We start from the raw sequence: 2,282 nt of genomic DNA, 5'->3' as shown, positions 1-2,282 counted from the left end.
CCAGCGCGCTGCGCCGCGCCGCCCTCGACGCCCGCACCCGCGTGGTCGCGGGGAAGGTTCTCGTGGTCGCCGGGCCGGTCGCGCTCGCCGCGCTGGGCACCCTCGCCGTCCTCGCGCCGGAACCGGGCGAGGGGATCACCGCGATGGACCTCGGCGGCTTCACCGCAGTCGCCCTGCTGGCCGCCATCGTGATCGTCAGTGTCGACCGGCGCCGTGACAGCCCGCTCGCGGCGGTCCTCGGCTGCGCGCCGATGTCCTGGTTCGGGCGCATCTCCTACGCCTTCTACCTGTGGCACTTCCCGGTGGCCGGCACCGTGCGCGACAAGCTCGGCGGCCGGCTGGACCCGGCCGCGCAGGTCCTGATCGCGATCGTGCTGAGCACGGGCCTCGCCGCCGCCTCCTACTACCTGGTGGAACAGCCGGTCCAACGCCGCCGGCCACGCTGGGCCGCCAGCCCGGCGGGCCCCACCGGCCTGCCTCGCGACGACCGGTCGGCGTCGTGGCCGGTTCTTCCGAGGGGGCGAATCGGACGCTGAGTCCTCGAGGGCGGCCGGTCTGACGCGCAGCCGGAGGGGAGCGAGGTGCGGTGGGGGCCCGGCCGGGCGACGCGGCCGGGTGCTGTGGCCGGTCGCCCGGGGCAGGCGGTGGGCTACTGGTGCGCCGCGGGGTTGGGGGTGAGCTGGCCGCGGGCGAGCCGGCCGAGGAAGTCGCTGTTGTCATAGAAGTGCTGCGTGTCGGTGAGGCGGAGGTCGTCGGTGACGTGGGCGACCGTCACGCCGTACATCTCGATGCGTTCGCCGGTCGGCTCGACACCCTTGTACGGCCCGCTGAAGGTGCCCCAGTGCCGCCACTTGAAGGTGATCACGGGCGGCGGCGAGTAGACCTCCAGGACTTCCCAGAAGAAGCCGCCCGGAAACGCCGTGTGAAAGACGTCATGCGACGACTCGAAGGATTCCTCGCTCGCCGAGTAGTAAGGGTTCTCGCCGATCAGGACGTTATAGCTGCCCTGCTCGGCCAGTTCGGCGCTGCCGAACCTGGGCCCGCCGTTGACACTGACGCTGACCTGGTCGGCAACCATGCTGACCCATTCGGTCGGGTTCTTCTTGTGGGAGAGCTCCATCTCGAACACCTGCACGACCCGCTCGACCACGTCGGCGAGTGATCCCGGGGCGTGCTGCGTGGTGCGCTGCGCCGGCATGGTCTGGTGGGACAGGTGATAGTCCGGCGGATGGCCATCGCGCCACGCCGCGTCCGGCATGGCGGCGATCACGGCTTCCCGGCCCTGTAGATGCAGCGGCTGATCGGCTGCAGTGTCGTCGGTCACTATGTCGTCCTCCGAGATCTGAAAACCGTGAGGTCACGGCCTTCGTGTGCCCGCGGCGACCCATTGGTCGCCAAGGCCGGAAGATTGTGACCGGATGTCGGCCGGTCCGATCTTCAGTGAAATTCCATCGGATTATGGGGCATGAAGCCCCAGTGTGGACAGAACACGGGACGAAGGTCCGTCTCCCGCGACGGCGTCTGATCCACGGCTCAGACGGAACACCGATCCTTTCCGGAGGTCGCCGGATCGCAGATGACGTCAGGTGATTCCGGTCGGCGCCGGAAATCCTGTTTCCGATCCGGCGGGAGGCCACACGAAGTCGCCCGCGGCGGTGGTCCGTGACAGGGACCGACGTCGCCGGGTCCCGGCGTGGCGAGGTGTCCGGGCCTACGCTGGGACGCCCCGCCGGCGCGCCCACGCCGCGATGCCGCGCGTGAGACCCGGCAACGGCGCAGGTCGGCGGTGCGACCCCTGTGGTATAGCCAGCATGGAGCAAAAGGGAACTATGTCACCTTCGGCATGACTACCCGGCCCGTGGTCATAACTGGCTAGTACATATCTGTTGGCCGGATACTCCACCCGACGCTGCGAGCCTCCGCTCGGCGCACCGGGCGGCCGCGTCCGGCGTCGCGTCGTCGAAGGGATCGAGATGGGCGATGAGGATCGATCGTTGATCGTCGGAGTCGATGCCGGCTGCGCGACGCTGCGTGACGCCGACAGGCTCGTCCAGTACCTGGTCGAGACGCTGGAGCTGCCGGCGGAGACGGTGGCCTGTACGCACCTCATCGACGTCGGCAGCCCGCACGTCGCGCTGTCCTTCGCGTTGCCGCCGGCCTGGCGCGACCCGCTGTCGTGGCGTCGGGTCGCCCTCCTCGCCGGTGACCTCGCCGCGGCCGGCCTGCGTGCGGCCCGACCGCAGACCCTGGTGGGGCCGGATGACCTGGGCGCGCCGCTCGCC

General features: G+C 70.3%; 2 protein-coding genes and 1 pseudogene. 2 read left to right on the top strand and 1 reads right to left on the bottom strand.

Annotated features, from left to right (window positions below):
• The coding region (locus MXD58_RS29565) for an acyltransferase family protein (protein WP_250611428.1) at window positions 1–536 on the top strand (536 nt) is incomplete at its 5' end.
• A gap of 113 nt (window positions 537–649) precedes the next feature.
• Here the strand turns inward: MXD58_RS29565 and MXD58_RS29560 are convergent.
• A complete protein-coding gene (locus MXD58_RS29560; protein WP_374616844.1) occupies window positions 650–1,327 on the bottom strand; it encodes a SnoaL-like polyketide cyclase in 678 nt (225 codons plus the stop codon).
• 667 nt (window positions 1,328–1,994) lie between these two features.
• Here MXD58_RS29560 and MXD58_RS29555 point away from each other — a divergent pair.
• Window positions 1,995–2,282: pseudogene (locus tag MXD58_RS29555) on the top strand (hypothetical protein); the annotation flags it as partial.

Origin of the sequence: Frankia sp. AgKG'84/4, assembly GCF_023242965.2 — a bacterium.
GTDB lineage: Bacteria > Actinomycetota > Actinomycetes > Frankiales > Frankiaceae > Frankia.
Note: the sequence above shows the minus strand (reverse complement) of the source record. Positions and strands in the feature narration are given on the sequence as shown.